At 66.4% G+C, this 18,486-nt stretch carries 15 protein-coding genes; 7 read left to right on the forward strand and 8 right to left on the reverse strand.

Features of this window, described 5'->3' with window-relative positions; all coding sequences use genetic code 11:
- Positions 1–61: 61 nt before the first annotated feature.
- Positions 62–1,642 carry an ABC transporter substrate-binding protein gene (locus tag ACEWPL_RS17010; protein WP_393929578.1) on the reverse strand — a complete coding sequence of 527 codons (1,581 nt, stop codon included), beginning with the start codon at positions 1,640–1,642 and terminating at the stop codon, positions 62–64.
- A gap of 101 nt (positions 1,643–1,743) precedes the next feature.
- Complete coding sequence (locus ACEWPL_RS17015) at positions 1,744–2,661, reverse strand: LysR family transcriptional regulator (protein WP_393929580.1); 918 nt, start codon at positions 2,659–2,661, stop codon at positions 1,744–1,746.
- Between the two features lie 156 nt (positions 2,662–2,817).
- On the opposite strand from ACEWPL_RS17015, the gene ACEWPL_RS17020 reads away from it, so the two are divergent.
- Complete coding sequence (locus ACEWPL_RS17020) at positions 2,818–3,612, forward strand: AAC(3) family N-acetyltransferase (RefSeq protein WP_393929582.1); 795 nt, start codon at positions 2,818–2,820, stop codon at positions 3,610–3,612.
- On the opposite strand, the gene ACEWPL_RS17025 is transcribed toward ACEWPL_RS17020, so the two are convergent.
- Together ACEWPL_RS17025 and ACEWPL_RS17030 are read right to left on the reverse strand one after the other, a co-directional pair.
- Positions 3,609–4,970 carry a sensor histidine kinase gene (locus tag ACEWPL_RS17025; RefSeq protein ID WP_393929584.1) on the reverse strand — a complete coding sequence of 454 codons (1,362 nt, stop codon included), beginning with the start codon at positions 4,968–4,970 and terminating at the stop codon, positions 3,609–3,611. The genes ACEWPL_RS17020 and ACEWPL_RS17025 overlap by 4 nt on opposite strands.
- Complete coding sequence (locus ACEWPL_RS17030) at positions 4,967–5,683, reverse strand: response regulator (protein ID WP_393929586.1); 717 nt, start codon at positions 5,681–5,683, stop codon at positions 4,967–4,969. Before ACEWPL_RS17030 ends, ACEWPL_RS17025 begins: the two co-directional genes overlap by 4 nt.
- A gap of 210 nt (positions 5,684–5,893) precedes the next feature.
- Between ACEWPL_RS17030 and ACEWPL_RS17035 the strand changes: the two genes are divergently transcribed.
- Entirely contained in the window at positions 5,894–6,469 is a 576-nt protein-coding gene (locus tag ACEWPL_RS17035) for an EF-hand domain-containing protein (RefSeq protein ID WP_393929588.1), read from the forward strand.
- Positions 6,470–6,543: 74 nt separating this feature from the next.
- Here the strand turns inward: ACEWPL_RS17035 and ACEWPL_RS17040 are convergent, their stop codons facing one another.
- Complete coding sequence (locus tag ACEWPL_RS17040; protein ID WP_393929590.1) at positions 6,544–6,858, reverse strand: SH3 domain-containing protein; 315 nt, start codon at positions 6,856–6,858, stop codon at positions 6,544–6,546.
- Between the two features lie 160 nt (positions 6,859–7,018).
- On the opposite strand from ACEWPL_RS17040, the gene ACEWPL_RS17045 reads away from it, so the two are divergent.
- Positions 7,019–8,170, forward strand: a complete 1,152-nt coding sequence (locus ACEWPL_RS17045) for an amidohydrolase (protein WP_393929592.1) — start codon at positions 7,019–7,021, stop codon at positions 8,168–8,170.
- Positions 8,171–8,221: 51 nt separating this feature from the next.
- On the opposite strand, the gene ACEWPL_RS17050 is transcribed toward ACEWPL_RS17045, so the two are convergent.
- Complete coding sequence (locus ACEWPL_RS17050) at positions 8,222–9,184, reverse strand: LysR family transcriptional regulator (protein WP_393929594.1); 963 nt, start codon at positions 9,182–9,184, stop codon at positions 8,222–8,224.
- 126 nt (positions 9,185–9,310) lie between these two features.
- Between ACEWPL_RS17050 and ACEWPL_RS17055 the strand changes: the two genes are divergently transcribed.
- The 4 genes from ACEWPL_RS17055 to ACEWPL_RS17070 are packed head-to-tail and all read left to right on the forward strand — an operon-like array spanning position 9,311 to position 16,984.
- Positions 9,311–10,864, forward strand: coding sequence for a trimethylamine methyltransferase family protein (locus tag ACEWPL_RS17055; protein WP_393929596.1), 1,554 nt, complete (start codon positions 9,311–9,313; stop codon positions 10,862–10,864).
- A gap of 1 nt (position 10,865) precedes the next feature.
- Positions 10,866–13,265, forward strand: coding sequence for a GcvT family protein (locus tag ACEWPL_RS17060; protein ID WP_393929598.1), 2,400 nt, complete (start codon positions 10,866–10,868; stop codon positions 13,263–13,265).
- Positions 13,262–15,667: a GcvT family protein gene (locus ACEWPL_RS17065; protein WP_393929600.1), complete on the forward strand. Its 2,406-nt coding sequence runs from the start codon at positions 13,262–13,264 to the stop codon at positions 15,665–15,667. The genes ACEWPL_RS17060 and ACEWPL_RS17065 overlap by 4 nt, the downstream gene beginning before the upstream one ends.
- 3 nt (positions 15,668–15,670) lie before the next feature.
- Positions 15,671–16,984, forward strand: coding sequence for an aspartate aminotransferase family protein (locus ACEWPL_RS17070; protein ID WP_393929602.1), 1,314 nt, complete (start codon positions 15,671–15,673; stop codon positions 16,982–16,984).
- Between the two features lie 18 nt (positions 16,985–17,002).
- Here the strand turns inward: ACEWPL_RS17070 and ACEWPL_RS17075 are convergent, their stop codons facing one another.
- Both ACEWPL_RS17075 and cysC read right to left on the reverse strand, forming a co-directional pair.
- A complete protein-coding gene (locus ACEWPL_RS17075; protein WP_393929604.1) occupies positions 17,003–17,779 on the reverse strand; it encodes an SDR family NAD(P)-dependent oxidoreductase in 777 nt (258 codons plus the stop codon).
- 32 nt (positions 17,780–17,811) lie between these two features.
- Positions 17,812–18,486 (reverse strand): adenylyl-sulfate kinase (cysC, locus tag ACEWPL_RS17080; RefSeq protein WP_420744366.1); only part of this gene is annotated, 675 nt, incomplete at its 5' end.

Here is an 18,486-nt window from a genome sequence, read left to right on the forward strand (position 1 = left end):
TCCGTTTGGAAGAGGGCATGGCCCGCAGGCCCGGCGGGGTGCCGGGCCGCAGATCACCGGCTTAGTTGACGTTGAAATATTCCAGCGGGAACTCGAATGTCGGGTGCTGAACCACGTCGACATTCTCGGCCGCGCCCCAGACCAGCTGCTGGACATGGAGCGGCACGAGACATACCTCCTCGACCATCAGCGCCATCGCGTCCTGCAGCATCTTCGTGCGCGCGGCGGCGTCCATCGCGACCGCGGCCTCGGCGGCCAGCGCATCGGCCTCGGGCACCGAGCAGCCCGAGATGTTCCACGCGCCCTTGCCGTTCTCCAGGTCGCGCGTGCCCAGCACGTTCTGGAAGACGTTGAGCGCATCCATCGTCGAGGGTGTCCAACTGAGCAGGAAGAAGGACGTGCCGAACTCGGGCGCGACCACCTTGGGAAAGAATTGCGCCTTGGGCTGGGCAATCAGGTTCACCCTGATGTCGGCGCGCGCCAGCAGGCTGACCACCGCCTGACAGATCTGCCCGTCATTCACATAGCGGTCGGTCGAGCAATCCATGCTCAGCTCGAAACCGTCCGGGTAGCCGGCCTCGGCCAGCAGGGACTTGGCCTTTTCCACATCGTATTCGAGGCGGGTGAGACCCGGGTTGTAGCCGTTCACCTTGTCCATGATGTATTGCGTGGCGAGCGTCGCCTGACCCTGCATCACTCGGTCGATGATCGCCTGCGCGTCCACCGCATGGGCAAAGGCCTGGCGCACGCGGATATCCTTGAACGGATTGCCTTCGACCGGGCTTTCAAGGATCTGATCGCGCGCCTGGTCCATGCCGATATACATCGTGCGCGCCTCGGGGGAGGAGACGACCTTGACGCCTTCGCCCTGTTCGACGCGGGGAATGTCCTGCAATGGCAGGGGCATCACCAGATCGACCTCGCCCGACAGCAGCGCCGAGACCAGCGTTGCGGCGTTGTCGATGGGGGTGAAGACCACCTCGGTGATGTTGCCCATCTCGCCCCAATAGCCGTCATAAGCCTCGAGCGTCGTCTTTTCGCCCTGCGCGCGGGACGTCACCTTGTAGGGACCGGTGCCGTTGGCATTGGTCGCGCTGAAGGACTTTTCCTCCTGCTGGAGGTTGATCGGCTCTTCGGCGCCATTGGCCTCGGCCCATTCGCGGTCGAGGATCATCAGATCCAGCAGGTCGTTCAGCAGAATCGGGTTGGGCGCGGTCGTGACGATCTCGACCGTCATGTCGTCGATAGCGGAATAGCTGCCCACAGAGGCCAGAACATGCTTGAAATTCGACGCCTCGCTGCGGGCGCGGTCCATGCTGAAGATCACATCATCGGCCGTAAAAGCCGCGCCATCATGAAATGTCACGCCCTCGCGCAGCTTGAAGCGCCAGGTGGTGTCGTCCACCTGCTCCCAGCTTGTCGCCAGCTGTCCAGCGATCTCGAAATTCTTGTCGCGCGCGACGAGGCCCTCATAGACATTGGCCAGGAAGTAGTTGGTAAAGCTCTCATTATGGCTGTGCGGGTCGAGGCTGGTGGCGTCGCCCTGCGAGGCCATGCGCAGCGTGTCAGCCTGTGCCGGTGCGATCAGCGCGGTCGATACCGCCATGGCCGCTGCCCAAGACGCAAGATAGGTTTTCGACATGTTTTCACCCTGTTGAGATTGTTGATTCCCAGCAGGATACAGCCCACATAATCTTGCGGTAATTGCAGCGTCTGTAATTTATCGTTGCGTTTCTCGCAACGCTATCCGATCTGGCGAAAAGCGGCCATGCCTCGCGTGATATGGCTGATCAGCCGGGTGGCCCCTTCAGGCAGGCGCCGCCCCTGCCGGGTAAACACTGATGCCTCGCCCCGGTTTAGCTCGGGAATGTCGAGCTTCTTTGTGGTGATCGTGCCATCCGCGATCTCGCGGGTGACGACGAAGGCCGGCAGCACGGTCACGCCCAGCCCCTCGCGCACGAAATTGCGCAGCACGGCAAGCGAGTTGGAGCGGATGACTGCGTTCAGGCGCATACCGTGCGCGCCCTCGGCCAGCTTGATCATGTCGCCGACGCCGGAGCCGGATTTCAGCAGTGCAGCCGGCAACGCCTCCAACTGCCGCATCGTGACTTGCTGCGGCAGGTCGGCCCATTGCGACGCCGGGCTGATCAACAACTCCAGCGGTTGACGCGCCTGCGCCGCACGCCGGATCGCGCGCTCTTTCCCGGCGTTATAAGCAAGGCCGAGATGCGCGCGGTCGGTGCGCACCGCATGCAGCACCTGCTCGGTCGAGCCGGTGAGCAGATCATAGGTAAAGCCGGGATAGGCCGCCCGGTAGGATTTGACCGCGTTGCCGATGAAATCACTGATGAACCCGTCGCCCACGGCAATCACCAGCTCGCCGCGCCGCATCCCCTTGAGCGCGTCGAATTCCGACAGCAGCGCCTCCTGATCGCCCTGCTGGCGTTTGAGATAGGTCAGAAGGATGGTGCCTGCCTCAGTCGGGCGCACGCCCTTGCGGCCCCTCTCGATCAGATCGGTGCCAAGGCCGGTTTCCAGCGCCTTGATCTGGCGGCTGATGGTCGAAGGCTCAAGCCCCAGCCTCTCGGAGGCCGCACGCATCGAGCCTTCCTCGCAGGCGACCATGAAGGAGGCGGATTGGGCGGTGTCGATCTTGAGCAAGCGGCGCTCCGTCATTCTAGGGCGCGGCCCGGGGGCCGCTGTGATATCTGTCTACGCCAAATCGGCACGCATGTCCGCAATTCGCTGACGGTGCGGCGCAAGCGGGCGTGGCAAAGAGGTGCTGCGAATCTTTTGACCGCGCCCTAGGCTGGCCGAATGACGACCGCATTCCACACTCAAGACGATCTGATGCGCGATCTGGCCGCCCTGGGGATCTGTCCGGGCGACCGCCTGTTCGTGCATGCCTCCCTTCGCGCAGTTGGCCCCGTGATCGGCGGCCCGCGCATGGTGATCCAGGCGCTGCAGGGCGTTCTTGGCCCCGCCGGGTTGCTCGGGATGCCCGGATTTTCTTCGGACGCGTATTTCCCGGACGATATCGACGTCGAGGTGAGCGAGGCCCAGCGACGCCGGATCGAAGACGCCGTGCCCGGGTTCGACCTGCAGAGATCGCCGACCGACGGCATGGGGGTGCTCGCCGAGCTTTTTCGCACCTGGCCCGGCACGCATCGCAGCGATCATCCCGCTGTCTCGCTTTGCTTCAACGGGCGCGGCGCGGCGGATCTGATCGCGCGGCACAGCCTCGACTGGGCGCTAGGCGCAGGCACGCCCATGGGCGCGCTTTGCGAAATGCCCTGCGCCAAGGTCGCGCTGATCGGGGTGGGATGGAACAGATGCTCGGCGCTCCATACCGCCGAGACGCTGGCCCAGACGCGGCGCACCAAAACGCGCCGGGTGAAAATGGCGCCGGGGCGGTGGGCCGAGATGGAGGATGTGGCCGATGATCTGAACCGGCTTTTCCCTGATGTCGGCGCGGGGTTCGAGCAGACCGGCGCCGTCACGCGCGGCAGTTTCGGCGCGGCGAAGGCGCGCGTTTGCGGGCTTGCCGATCTGGTCGCCTTCGCGGCCCCCTGGATCAGCGCCGCCAACCGCGCCAGCGGGGATCGCCACTAGCCGCGCGGTGCCTCACTCGCCAGTGGCAGGCGCAGTTGAGCAATCAGTCCGCCGCCCGTGCGGTTGTCCAGCGTGATCCGACCGCCATGGGCCAGCGCGATGTTGCGCGCGATCGACAGGCCCAACCCCGCACCACCGGTGTCAAGGCTGCGGCTGTCCTCGCCCCGCACAAAAGGCTCGAACACCGTCTCCAGACGCTCGGGGGGAATGCCGGGGCCGGTGTCGGCAACGGTCACGACCGCCTCATCCTCGTCCACGTCCAGCGTGACCTCCGCGCTGCCACCATAACGCAGCGCGTTATCGATCAGATTGCCAAAGACGCGGCCCAGCGCCACGGGACGACCCTTTACGCTGGCCTCCTGCCGGATGGTCGCTTGACCGCCCCTCTCGTCGCAGAGCCGCGTCAGAAGCGGGCCAAGCGGGACGATCTGCATCGGCTCGCTATCCGCCGCGCCCTTTGCATAGGCGACAAGACCGTCGGCCATTACCGTCATCTCGTCCAGCGTGCGCACCATGGGGGTGCCGTCCTCGGGCTCCAGCATCTCGGCGCGGATGCGCAAGCTGGTGATGGGCGTGCGCAGGTCATGCCCCACGGCGGCCAAGGTGCGCATCCGCTCGGCATCGAACCGCGCAATGCGCGCCTGCATATCGTTGAAGGCCGCCGCCGCCTCGCGCATCTCGCGCGCGCCGGTTTCGGGCACACGGGCGCTGCGGTCGCCCTGCCCCGCGGCGCGCGCCGCGACGGCCAGCGCGCCCAACGGGCGGGTCAGGCGGCGCACGAAGACAAGGCCAATACCCAGAACCGAGGCAAGCGAGACGCCCAGCACGATGAGGAACACCTCTTCGGGAAAGCCGCGCATCTGCGGGCGGCCATTGCGCGACAACACGTTCAGCCATTGCGCCGCCGCGCCCTCGGGCGTGACCAACCGCACAGAGACGGCCATCGCCTCGCGGCGGTCCGCATCGTCGCCGCCCTCGCCGCCCGGACGCCTGATAATCGCCGCGCGCACTTCGCGCCCCTCCAGCGCATCGGCAAGATCCCGGGCGAAATCCTGGTATCCCGGCGGGATCCGCCTCTCGCGCACCATCGGCTCGGGGGCCACTCTCAGGCGCGCGCCACGTGACGAGGCCCCGCGCGCGACCGACGCCCGCGCCTCCGGCGCCGCCGCCTCGACCGCCGGAAGGATCGAGGTGATGCGCCCGATCTCGCGCTCGGTCCAGGCGGCGCGGTCCAACCGCCCCCGCTCGATTGTCAGCAGGCCAAGTGCAACCAGGTTGGCCGCCAGTAGCGCGCAGGTCAGCAGCACGGCAAAGCGCCCGGCCAGACCGTCGGGCATGAGGGCGCGCAGCCGGCTCACAGCGCGTCCACATCTGCGGCCAGCATATAGCCGCCGCCCCATTCGGTGACGATGATCTGCGGCGCCTTGGGGTCTTCCTCGATCTTGCGGCGCAGGCGGCTTACCGTGTTGTCGATGGCGCGATCATAGGCCTTGGCATCGCGCCCGGCAGTCAGGTCCAGCAGCCGGTCGCGCCCCAGCACCGTGCGCGGATGATCCAGAAGCGCGCCCAGAAGGCGGCTCTCGCCCGAGGTCAGCTTGACCGGCTCGGCGCCCTCCGCGCTCAGCGTCTGCGCGCCCGGGTCATGCACCCAACCCGCAAATTGGCGCTTGCCCGAGGGCACGACCTGCTCGGGCTCGGGCACGCGGCGCAGCACGGCGCGGATGCGGGCCAGCAATTCGCGCGGATTGAACGGCTTGACCAGGTAGTCGTCGGCGCCCAGCTCCAGCCCGACAATCCGGTCGGTCTCATCGGACATGGCGGTCAGCAAGATCACGGGCGGGCCGTCATTCGCCACCAGCCAGCGGCAAAGGCTCAGACCGTCCTCGCCTGGCATCATGATGTCGAGCACCACCAGATCGGGCCGCGTCTCGGCCAGCACGCGCCGCGCCTCGCCCGCATTGGCGGCCAGCCGCGCGCGGTAGCCCTGCTTGCGCAGGTACTGGCCCAAGGGCTCGCGGATATCGCGCGCATCGTCGACGATGAGGATCTGTGGCTCGGCGGGGGCTGTCATGGGAACTCCGTGCTGTCTGAAACCCGTCTTACCACCTTGGCGCAGCGCGATGTCCAAGGAAACTTGTCGCAAAATGTGTCAGGACGGCGCCGCGCGACAGTTGGCGACAAAACGCCCCTCTGCGTGACACACATTCGCGCGCGGGAAGGTGCAGATTGAAGCCAGCGGAGGACGACACTTTCGCAAATAACCCAGCTCAAGGAGCCAGACATGAAACGTTCGACATTCCTCACCACCACGGCTTGCGCCCTGTCACTCATCGCCGCCGGCGGCGTCACCGCCTACGCCCAGAGCGATGCCACCGCCACCGATCAACCCACCGCAGCCGCAGCCCAAGACAGCCAGGGCATGGGCAAGAACAAGCAGGATCGCCAAGGCAAACAGGACGGCAAGGGCGACAAAGTCGGCAAGCGTGACGGCAAGCAAGGCAAGCGCCACGGCAAGCATGGCGGCCGCCATGGCGAGATGATGCGCACCGTCATGGGCCAGATCGACGCCGACAAAGATGGCACGGTCACCATGGAGGAAATCGACACCTTCCGCGCCGCCAAGCTGGCCGAAATCGACGCATCCGGCGACGGTGCACTCAGCATTGAGGAGTTCGACACGCTCTACCGCGAGATGACCCGTTCGCGGATGGTCGATATGTTCCAAAAACTGGACGCAGACGGCGACGGCGTGATCTCGTCCGAGGAAATGGACAGCCGCGTGGGCCGCATGGTCGAGCGGATGGACCGCAACGATGACGGCGTGCTCTCGGCAGAGGATCGCGACCGCAAGAATTAAGCCCGGCGCTTGCGCGGTACTGACAGGCGGCCCCCGCACGGGGCCGCCTCAACGATGCGCGCTGTGGGGCCGCGTCACAGCGGGCGCAGATACGCCCACGAGACATAGCCGTTGAGGCTGCGGCCTTCCTTCATCGTCGCCTTGCACCAGCGGGTGCCGCCCGTCCGCTCGCAACCCGAAATCCACAGCACGCTGCCATTCGGAACGCCAACGATCACGTCAAAGCCGGTCCCCGGCCCTGCCCTCAATTTCAGCATGTCGCCTGTCTCGACCCCGGCGACCTCGTAATATCCCGGCGGGCCGTCATGACCGGATAGGCCCCTTGCATCACAGCCCGCAAGCGCGCCCATGGCGAGCGCGCCCAGCGCGGCGAATATGGCGTTGCGCATTGGTGTCTCCTGTTATCTGCCTCGCATCCAGTTTAGGCCGCGCCGCCTGCCACGGGCAACCCGCCAGCGGCCCCTTTGGCGCGCCGAGGCTTGCATCAGTTAAAGCCTGCGTGTCTAACCCCGGCATCACGCCGCGCCAAGATGGGACTGGAGGGCACACATGCTGACGAATTCCGACCTGATCGAGCTGACAGAGTTCCGCCGCGAGCTTCACAAGCGCCCCGAGGTTTCGGGCGATGAGGAGGGCACCGCGCGCCGGATCGCATCGGCGCTTCGGCAACTGTCCCCGGACCGGGTTCTGACGGGCCTCGGCGGGCACGGCGTCGCGGCGGTGCTCAATGGCGCGGCAGAGGGGCCAACGGTGCTGTTCCGGGCCGAGCTTGACGCGCTGCCCATTCACGAGCTGTCGGATGCCCCTTGGGTCTCGCAGCATCCGGGCAAGGGCCACCTCTGCGGCCATGACGGGCATATGACCACGCTTCTGGCCCTGGGCCGCCTGATTGCGCGCAGGCCCGTCGCATCGGGCCGCGTGATCCTGATGTTCCAGCCCGCCGAAGAGGATGGCAGCGGCGCGCGCGCCGTCACCTCGGACCCGGCCTTTCAGGAGATTGCGCCCGATTGGGCCTTTGCAATTCACAATCTGCCGGGGCGCAAGCTGGGCCAGTTCGGGGTGTGGCCCGGCCTGATGAACTGCGCGTCGCAGGGTCTCGAGATCACGCTGACGGGCAAGACGGCCCATGCCGCCAGCCCCGAGGATGGCGTATCGCCCGCAAGCGCGCTTAGCCGGCTGATCCCTGCGCTGGATGCGCTGGGCCATGGCGGGGCACTGGACGACGCGTTTCGGCTGGTGACCATCACGCATATCCGCATGGGTGAGCCGACCTTCGGCATCTCGCCGGGCGAAGCCTCGCTTTACGTCACGCTGCGCACCGCGAATGATGCCGCGATGGACGCGCTTGTCGCGCAGGCGCGGCATTTGGCCAGCGCGGCGGCGGAGAAGGTCGGGCTGGGCGCGCATTTCGCCGTGCATGACGCCTTCGCCGCCTCGGTGAATGATCCAGAGGCCGCCCGCATCGCCATCGCCGCGATGGAGGCCGTGGGCGCGGATGTGGATACCCAAGGCCAGCCGATGCGCGCGTCGGAGGATTTCGGTGTGTTCGGCTGGAGCGCCAAGGCCGCCATGCTGCTGCTGGGCGCGGGCGAAGCACATGCCGCCTTGCACAATCCCGACTACGACTTTCCCGATGACCTGATCCCCATCGGCGCCACGGTTTTCGAGCGCATCGCGCGGGATATTCTGGACACCGCCTGAGCGCCATCCCGCCAGTATCAGGATTTCGCATAAAGGCCGGCGGCTCCGGCCCTATTCCTCATCCGCCGCAAACTGGATGGCATGGGTGCCCGTCGGCCCCATCTGCAGCGACACCTGCCGCGCGATCAGCGTCTTGGTGGTCCGCGCAAATGCCTTGGGCAGCGCGCCCAGCTCCCGGTCGCGGGCCAGCAAGGTGATGCTGCGCGAAAAGCCGGTGATCGGCAGGGGCCGGATGTTCAGCGGCATCTTCTCTACAAACCCGTCGATCAGCAGGCTGGGCGTGAGAAAGGTGAACCCCATGCCGCGCGCGACGCAGGCCGTCACCATGCTGGAGCGGTCGGCTTGAATGACGCGGGGCGTGCTGACCTTCAGGCGGCGCAGATGCTGCTCGGTCAGGCGGCCCACGGCGGTGGTCGCGGCAAAGCGGATCAGCGGCAGATGCTGGAGCAATTCACCGATACTGCCCGCCGGGCCGCGATAGCTTTGCGGCAGGACCAGCAGGAAGGATTCGGTCATGATGGCATGGCGTTCCAACCCATCAAGGTCATAAAGCGGGTCCGAGGTGATCACCAGATCGGCCTTGCGGGTGCGCAAAAGCCCTTCGTGATCCTTGCTCTGCCCGGCAAGGATGGTCATGTCCTCGACCCCGAATTCGGCCTTGGCCAGCGTGACCAGATCGGGCGTCAGCGTCGTTGCCATCGACGCCTGAATGCCCACGCGCAGGTTGCTGATGGGGCGCGCGCCCTGATGGCGCATGTCCGCCACCAGATCCTCAACCCCGCCAAGAATGCGCAGCGCATGGCGGTGAAAGAGCGTACCCGCCTGCGTCAGTTGCAGCGGCCTCGTGCTGCGGTCGAAGATCGTCACATCGAACGTCCGCTCCAGCAGCGCCAGATGCTGCGAGACTGCCGACTGGCTGAGGCCCATGACATCGGCGGCCACAGTGGTCTTGCCGGTTTCGACCAGGGCCACGAAAACCTCGATCGATTTGATGATGTTGCTGTCGAATGACATCGGTGGGCCTTGGTAGCTTGACTGAGATAAAATGCAGGCTTCTATTAGTTATCTTGATACTGGTCGAATTTATTTGCAATGGCGCGGCGCAGCGCAGCTCATGTTCCTGCAAAGGAGAGCGCGCAAATGGTTGCCCTGACACATTCGGATCGTCGCCGCCGCACCGGTGGCCGGGAGGGCCGCAGCGCCCGCCGGGGCGATGAGGCCACGCCGCGCAGTCCCTATATCACGCGCCGCATCGGCTGCATGGAGATCCTCAGCCAGGAGGGGCTGGAGCTGATCGAGCATAACGCGGATACGATCCTGCAGACCACCGGCATGGAATTCCATGACGACCCCGAGATCCTGCAGATTTTCCGCGAGGCAGGCTGCGATGTGCAGGGCACCCGCGTGCGGTTCGCGCCGGGATTTTGCCGCCGCACCATTCAGGCCAGCGCCCCGGCGGAATTCACGCAACACGCGCGCAACCCCGCCAATTCGGTGCGCATCGGCGGGCGCCATACCGTCCTTTGCCCGTCATGGGGCCCGCCCTTCGTGCATGATCTGGACCTTGGCCGCCGCTACGCCACACTCGATGATTTCACCCGGCTGGTGAAGCTGCACCAGATGATCCCGCATCTGCACCATTCCGGCGGTGTGGTGTGCGAGCCGGTCGATCTGCCCGCGAACAAGCGGCATCTTGACATGCTCTACACCCATATCCGCTGGTCTGACCGCCCCTTCATGGGTGCCTTCATCGGGGCCGAGCGGGCGGGCCATTCCATCGACATCGTCCGCATCCTCTTTGGCGCCGAGTTCGTCGCGGACAACGCCGTTCTCTATTGCGTGTCCAACACCAACGCGCCGCTGGTGATGGACAGCCACATGTCGGGTGCGCTGAAAACCTATGCCCGCGCGGGTCAGCCGGTGGCCTGCACCCCTTGGGTTCTGTCCGGCGCTATGAGCCCTTGCACCGTTGCCGGCACCATGGCGCAGGTTCTGGCCGAGGCGCTGGCGACGCTGACTCTGGTGCAGCTGGTTGCGCCCGGTGCGCCCTGCCTCATGGGCAGCTTTGCCTCGACCCTCTCGATGCAGAATGGCGCGCCCACCTTCGGCACGCCCGAGGCCGGGCAGATGGTGCTGGCGGCGGGACAACTGGCGCGGCGCCTTTGCGTGCCCTTGCACACGGTCGGCACCCTCTCGGCCAGCAAGCTGCCCGATGCGCAAAGCCAGCAGGAGGGCACATGGGGGCTGATGATGTCGATGTTCGCGGGCGCGAACGTGATCAACCACGCCACCGGCTGGCTGGAGGGCGGTCTGGTTACCGGGTTCGAAAAGACGATACTGGACGCCGATGTCTGCGGCAAGGTCGCGCGGTTCTTTGACGGGATCGACCTCAGCCAGAATGCGCAGGCGATGGACGCCATCGCGCAGACCGGGCCGGGCAAGCATTTCCTGGGCTCCGACCACACGCAGGCCAATTTCATGACCGCCTTCTTTCGTCCCGACACGCCAGACAACAATTCCTACGAGCAATGGAGCGCCGATGGCGGCCTTGACGCCGCGCAGCGTGCAAATGGGCTGTGGAAGGACCGGCTGGAGCACTACGAGGATCCCGGTTTGGATCCGGCGATTGACGAGGAACTCCGGGCCTATATCGCTCGGCGCAAGGCGGAAAAGCCCGACATGGCGTTCTTCTGACATGAGCCGGACGATCATCATCGGCGGGGGCGCCATCGGCCTCAGCCTGGCCTATCATCTGGCCCAGCGGGGTGAGCGCGATATCCTCCTGCTGGAGCGCAACACGCTGACTTCCGGCACCAGTTGGCACGCGGCAGGCATCGTCGGACCGCTGCGCGCGACGCCCAACATGACGCGGCTGGCGATGTATGCGGGCGAGCTGTTTCCCGCGCTGGAGGGGCTGACGGGGCAGGATACCGGCTATCGCCGCACGGGGGGCTACTGGCTGGCCCGCGCGCCCGAGCGGATGGACGAACTCTACCGCATCGCCGCGCTTGGCCGTCATTTCGGCCTCACGCCCGAGATCATCACCCCCGCCGCGCTGGCCGCGCTGATGCCCGATCTCGACACGCACGGTATCGCCGGCGCAATGTCCGTGGCCGAGGATGCCAGCGTGAATCCGGTCGATCTGTGCATGGCCTATGCGCGGGGCGCCAAGGCCAAGGGCGTCGAGATTCGTGAGAATACCGGCGTTGCCGCACTGCTGACGGACGCCCCCCGCATCACCGGAGTAAGTCTGACGGATGGGACCGAGATCGCGTCAGACCGCGTCGCGCTCTGCGCTGGGGCGTGGTCCAAAGGGTTGGCCGAGACAGCGGGCGTGCCCCTGCCCCTCCAGCCGGTCGAGCATATGTACGTCGTGACCGAGCCGATGCCGGGCCTTGCCCAGCCCTTTCCCGTGGTGCGCGACCTCGATCGCGGCATCTATATCAAGGGCGACGCGGGCAAGCTGGTGATCGGCGGGTTTGAGCCGGACGCCAAATGCTGGGACGCCTACGGCCCCGAGGGCGACCGCCCGTTCCTGGAGATGGCCGAGGATTGGGAGCAGTTCACCCCCTTCATGGAGGCCGCGCTATCGCTGGTCCCGGCGCTCGAGACGGCAGGCATCGCGCATTTCATGAACGGCCCCGAGAGCTTCACCGCCGACACGCGCCCCCTGATCGGGCAGACGCCGCAGGTGGATGGCCTTTTCGTTGCGGCGGGCATGAATTCGGTCGGGATCATGTCCTCGGCCGGGGTGGGCCGCGCGCTGGCCGACTGGATGGTGGAGGGCAAAGCGCCGATGGATCTCTGGGAGGTCGATATCGCCCGCGTCGATCCAGCCACCGCGGACAGCGCCCATATGCAGGCCCGCATGGCCGAGGCGGTGGCCGATCTTTTTACCCTGCACTGGCCATATAAACAGCCCAAAGCAGGGCGCGGTTTGCGCATCTCGCCGCTGCATGACCGCTGGGCCGGAGCCGGCGCTGTCTTCGGCCTTACCGCGGGGTGGGAGCGCGGGCTGTGGTATGCCCAGACCGAGGCCGAGCGCGCCCTGCCCTATTCCATCGGCGCCCAACCATGGCAGCCGATCGCCGCGCGCGAAGCCGCGATCATGGCCGCGGGAACGGCGCTCCTCGACCTGTCGCCCTTCGGCAAGTTCGACATCGAAGGGCCGGAGGCGCTGGCCTTCCTGAACCATATCGCTGCCGCGCAGATGGACGTGCCTTTGGGCCGCGCCGTCTACACACCGCTGATGAACGCCAGGGGCGGGATCGAGGGGGACGTCACCGTCACGCGCCTCGGCGCCAAGGCGTTTCGCCTGACCTCGGGCGCCGCAACCCGCACGCGCGACGGCGCCTATCTGCGCCGCCACGCGGCGGGGCGCGACGTCACAATCACCGACCGGACCGAGGAGGAGGTTGTCATCGGCGTCATGGGCGCAGGCAGCCGCGCGCTGCTGGCCGCGCTTTCGCCCGATGATTTCGAGGGTTTCCCTTACGCGGCCGCGCGCGCCGTCACCGTTGCGGGCCAAACTTGCCGCGCCACGCGCGTCAGCTTCGTGGGCGAATTGGGCTGGGAGCTGAGCATTCCGGCAAAGGGCGGCGGCCCGGTCTGGGATGCGCTCTATTCTGCGGGCGCACGCCCGATGGGCCACTATGCGCTGGACGGCTGCCGCATCGAAAAGGGGTTCAAGCATTGGGGCCATGATCTGGGCCCCGAGGTGACGTCACTGGAGGCGGGCCTCGGCTTTGCCATCGACTGGGGCAAGGATTTCCTCGGCAAACCCGCGCTCAAGGCGCAGCGCAGCGCAGGCACGGCCCGGCGCCTTGTGCTGATGGAGGCGGCAGGCGCGCCCCTGATCCTGCATGACGAGCCGGTCTGGGAGGCGGGCCGCGTCATCGGCCTGACCACATCAGGCGGCGTCGGCGCGCGCACAGGGCTGACGCTGGGCTTCGCGAAGATAGGCACAGTGCCGGGCGAGCCGCTGCGCGAGACGGCGGCACGGGAATTTCAGATCGAGGTGGCGGGCGTCATGTATCCCGCGAAGGTGCTGACCGCGCCGCCCTTCGATCCCAAAGGCGAAAGGATGCGCGGATGAGCGAGGCCGAGGTTCTGATCATCGGCGGCGGCGTGATGGGCGTGTCGCTGGCCTACCATCTGACCAAGGCGGGCTGGAGTGACGTCGTGCTGGTCGAGAAAAACGATCTCACCCATGGCTCCACCTGGCATGCGGCGGGGCTTTGCACGCATTTCGCGCATAACGCCACTGTGCAGGAGTTGCGCGCGACCTCGGTGCGGCTCTACCGCGATATCCTGCCTGCCGAAACTGGGCGAGACGTGGGCTTTCACGCCTCGGGCGCGATGCGTATCACGCGCAATCCCGACCGGATGGACGAGTTTGCCCATGTCGCGGGCCTGTCGAAATTCACCGGCTATCCGCTCGAGATCATGACGCCCGAGCGCATTGCCGAATTGCATCCGCTGGCCCGGCTCGATGGCCTTCTGGGCGGCATCTACGAGCCGGATGACGGCCATGTCGACCCCACGATGGCGACGCATGCGATGGCGCAGGTGGCCGCGAAAGGCGGAGCCACCTTCCGCCGGTATGAGCCGGTGCGAGCGATTCGCCGCGAGGGCGAGACGTGGATCGTCGAGACCTCCAAGGATACCATCCGCGCCCGCCATATCGTGAACGCCGCGGGCACATGGGGCTGGGAGATCGGGCATATGATGGGGCTGAACATCCCCTCCGTGCCGATGCTGCACCAGTATCTGGTGACGGACACGATCCCGGATGTCGCCGCCCGCATCGCCGCCGGCCTGCCCGAGCTGCCCATCATCCGCGACCCCGAGGAAAGCTGGTATGTCCGGCAGGAGCGGGACGGGCTGATCCTTGGCCCCTATGAGGCGGCGGCACAGCCTTGGTCCATCGACGGCGTGCCGCCCGAATTTGGCGCCGATCTCATGCCCCCCGATGTGGACCGGGTCGAGCATATCATTGAGGCCGCGATGGCGCGCGTCCCGGCCCTCGGCACCGGCGGGATCAAATCCGTGGTGAATGGGCCCATCACGTTTACACCGGATGCAAACCCGCTGGTCGGCCCGGCGCATGGGCTGGCAAATGCATGGCTGCTGACAGGCTCTTCCATGGGGGTGATGGAAGGCGGTGGCGCGGGCTGGTTCCTGGCGCATTGGATGACGCATGGCGCGCCGCCGATGGATGCGCTGGCGATAGACAGCCGCCGCTTCGGCGCCTGGGCCGACCGCGCCTACCGCGTTGAAAAGGCGGTCGAATGCTTTGGCCTGCAATTCGGCGTGCACTACCCCTACGAGGAACGTCCCGCTGCCCGCGGCAAGCGTTTGTCACCCCTGCATGACGACATGTTGGCGCGCGGCGCGGTCATGGGCGCGGCCTACGGGTGGGAGCGGCCCAATTGGTTCTCGGACAGGCCCGGCGACGTGACGACGCACAGCTTTCGCCGCCCCAACTGGTTTCCCGCCGTCGCGGCCGAGGTCGAGGCGGCCAGCACCCGCGCGGCGCTGTCCGATCTGTCTGTCTTCTCGAAATTCGACGTAACCGGGCCGGACACGCGCGCCTTTGTCGACACGCTGGGCGCCAACCGCGCGCCGAAGCTGGGCCGCATCGCGCTGACCCAGGCGCTGACCCCGGCGGGTGGCACGCAGGCGGAATTCACCGTCACGATGCTGGCCGAAAATCACGCCTATCTCACCTCGGCCGCTGCCGCCGAGCAGATGGATCTGGACCTGCTGCGCGCCCATGCGGCGGGCCATGACGTGACAGTGACCAACGTCACCGAAAACTTCGGCGTGATCGGCCTGATGGGTCCGAAAGCGCGCGAAATCCTGGCCAAGGTGACAGATGCGGACCTCGGCGCCTTCCCCTGGCTCAGCGCGCAGAGCATTCTGGTCGCGGGCAAACCCGCCCGCGCCCTGCGTGTCTCCTATATCGGCGAGCTTGGGTGGGAGCTTCATCTCGCCGCCGCAGATACCCGCGCCGTCTTCCTCGCGCTGGAAGAGGCGGGCGAGCCCCACGGCATCGGCTATTACGGCGCCTTTGCCGCCAACTCCATGCGGCTGGAAAAGGGCTATCGCGGCTGGGGCAGCGACCTGACCACCGAGCGCACACCTGCCGAGAGCGGCCTTGCCACAATGATAAAACCCGGTCACGATTTCACTGGCGACGCCGCGCTGGCCCGGCGCAGCGCCGATCCCGCCCGCTGGGAGATGGTGCTGCTGGATATCGACACGCAAGGCATCGTTCCCTTCTACGCCCATTCCGTACATTGCGATGGCCGCGTCGTCGGTATCGTGACCTCGGGCGCGTATGGTCACCGCACGCGCCACACTCTGGCGCTGGCCTATCTGCGCGAGCGTGGTCTGCGCGACGGCCTCAGCGTCGAAATTCTGGGGCGCCCCTGCCCCGCCAAGGTGCTGGAATGCGCGCCTTATGACCCGGACAACCTCAGATTGAAAGGCTAAGCCATGACCAAGACCGACTGGAGCCAAAGCGCCACCGCCGCGCGCCGGGATACCTATTACGCGGCCTCGCTGACGAAATTCATTTCTTTCCGCGAGCCGCTGGTCTTCAAAAAGGGCCAGATGCAATACCTGTGGGACACCGAGGGGCGCAAATACACCGATCTTCTGGGCATGAATCTGTGCATTTCCGTAGGCCATTCTCATCCCCGCGTCGTCGCCGCCGCGATGGATCAGGCGCGAGAGCTGACCCACTGCACGACGATGTTCTACCACCCCGTTCCCGCCCATTTCGCCGAGGAACTGGCGGCGACTCTGCCCAAGGGGCCGAAAGGCGATATCGAGTGGGTGGTGCATTTCACCAATTCAGGCTCCGAGGCGATCGACCTCGCGATGACCATGGCGCGCACCTATACCGGCAATCTCGATCTTCTGTCTCTGCGCACGGCCTATCACGGGCCGACGGCGGCGGCGCAGTCGATCACCGGCATCGCGGGCTGGCGCCATCCCGGCATGCCCGGCAATGTCGCCTTCCTGCCCGAGCCGAACCAGTATCGCGGCATCTTCGGCCCTGGCACGCAGCCCTATCTGGACGAGATTGACCGCACCATCGCCTCTGCCACGACGGGCCGGGTCGCGGGCATCTTCATCGAATCCATCCAGGGCTATGGCGGCATCATCGAAATGCCCCCCGGCTATCTGAAGGGCGCGGCCGAGCGGGTGCGCGCGGCGTGCGGGCTTTATATCGCGGATGAGGTACAGTCCGGCTTTGGCCGCACAGGCGATCACATGTGGGGATTCGAGGCGGATGATGTGATCCCCGATATCGTGGTCATGGCCAAGGGCATCGGCAACGGCTTTCCGCTTGGCGCGGTAGTGGCGCGGCGCGAGGTGGCGGCGCCGATGGCCGAGAAGTTCATGTTCCACACCTACGGCGCGAACCCCACCTGCTGCGCCGCCGGGCGCGCCGTGCTGGAGGTGATCGCCGAGGACAAGGTGCAGGAAAACGCCAAGCGTGTTGGCACGGCCCTGCTGGAGCGGCTGCGCGATCTGAAAGAGCGGCACACGGCCATCGGCGATGTGCGCGGGCGCGGCCTGATGATGGCGATCGAGATCGTCAAGGATCGCAAGACGAAGGAGCCGGACCGCGAGACGACGGCGGCCGTTTTCGAGGCCTGCCGCGATGCCGGGCTGATCCTGTCAAAATCGGGGCCGCACCAGTCGGTGCTGCGCATGGTGCCGCCGCTCTGCCTGGGGATGGAGGACGTGGAGGCCGTGGCCGAGGGGCTGGACACGGCCTTTGCCAGCCTGAAGCGCTAGGCGTGGGCCGATCAGCAGCTACCAGAGCGCGCCGCCGGTGATCTGGATATTGTCCATCGTCAGCCCCAGCGCCTCGTCGCGGCAGAGATAGGCGGCCAGCCCGGCCACCTCGTCCGGCTGGATGATGCGCTTTTGCGGGTTGGCCTCGCGGATCTCCCGCACGATATCGGCGCTGCTGCGGCCTTGGCCCTCGCGCGCGGCGATCTCGGCAGTATCACTATGCAGCATGTCCGTCTCGACCCATGTCGGGCTGATCATCGTGCAGCCCACCCCATGCGCCGCCCCTTCCAGCGCGACGCAGCGCGTCAGGCCCAGAAGCCCCGCCTTGGACGCGCAATAGGCCGGGTTATCCGCCCAGCCCACCGTCGCGGCGGTAGAGCCGATATTGATGATGCGCCCCCAGCCGCGGTCCATCATGTCGGGCAGAACGGCCCGCGTCAGGAGAAACGCACCGGTAAGGTTGGTGTCGATGATCCGGCGCCACAGATCGTCCGAATGGCCGACCACCCCCTGCTCGGCGGTGATGCCCGCCGCGTTGATCAGGATATCGACAGGGCCGAGGTCCGCCTCGACGGCGGCGATGGCGCGGCTTACCTGCGCGCTGTCCTGAACGTCAAGCGGCACGGCCATGAAGGGTCGCGCCTCATCCAACGCCGCGCGGCGCGAGCCGACGGCCACGCGCGCACCATGCGCCGCCAACCGCGCCGCAATGGCCAGCCCCATGCCCGAAAGGCCACCGCTGACAAAAGCGGTGCGCCCTGTGAGGAAAATGTCATGCGGCTGGGTGTCGGACATCCGGGCCGTCTCCTTTGCAAGCGATATGCAGGTTATCCCGCGATCAAACCCATCTGTTCGAGTTTGAGGACGACCTGGTGGGCGCAGTTGTCGACATCGACATTTTCGGTCTCGACGCTGAGTTCGGGATCCTGAGGCACGTCATAGGGGTCGGAGATGCCGGTGAACTCCTTGATCTTGCCCTCGCGCGCCAGCTTGTAGAGGCCCTTGCGGTCGCGGCGCTCGCATTCCTCGAGGCTCGTGGCGACATGCACCTCGACGAAGGCGCCGAAGGCCTCGACATCCTCGCGCACGGCGCGGCGGGTGGCGCTATAGGGCGCGATGGGGGCGCAGATGGCGATGCCGCCATTCTTGGTGATCTCGGAGGCGACATAGCCGATGCGGCGGATGTTGAGATCGCGATGCTCCTTGGAAAAGCCCAGCTCGGAGGAGAGGTTCTTCCGCACGATATCGCCATCCAGCAGCGTCACCGGACGCCCGCCCATCTCCATCAGCTTGACCATCAGCGCGTTGGCGATGGTCGACTTGCCGCTGCCGGAAAAGCCGGTGAAGAAGACGGTGAACCCCTGCTGCGCGCGCGGTGGGCGGGTGCGGCGCAGCTCGGCCACCACTTCGGGGAAGCTGAACCATTCGGGGATCTCCAGCCCCTCCTGCAGGCGGCGGCGCAGCTCGGTGCCCGAGATGTTGAGGATCGTCACGTCGTCCTT

The organism is Roseovarius roseus, assembly GCF_043355935.2.
Classification (GTDB): Bacteria; Pseudomonadota; Alphaproteobacteria; order Rhodobacterales; family Rhodobacteraceae; genus Roseovarius; species Roseovarius roseus.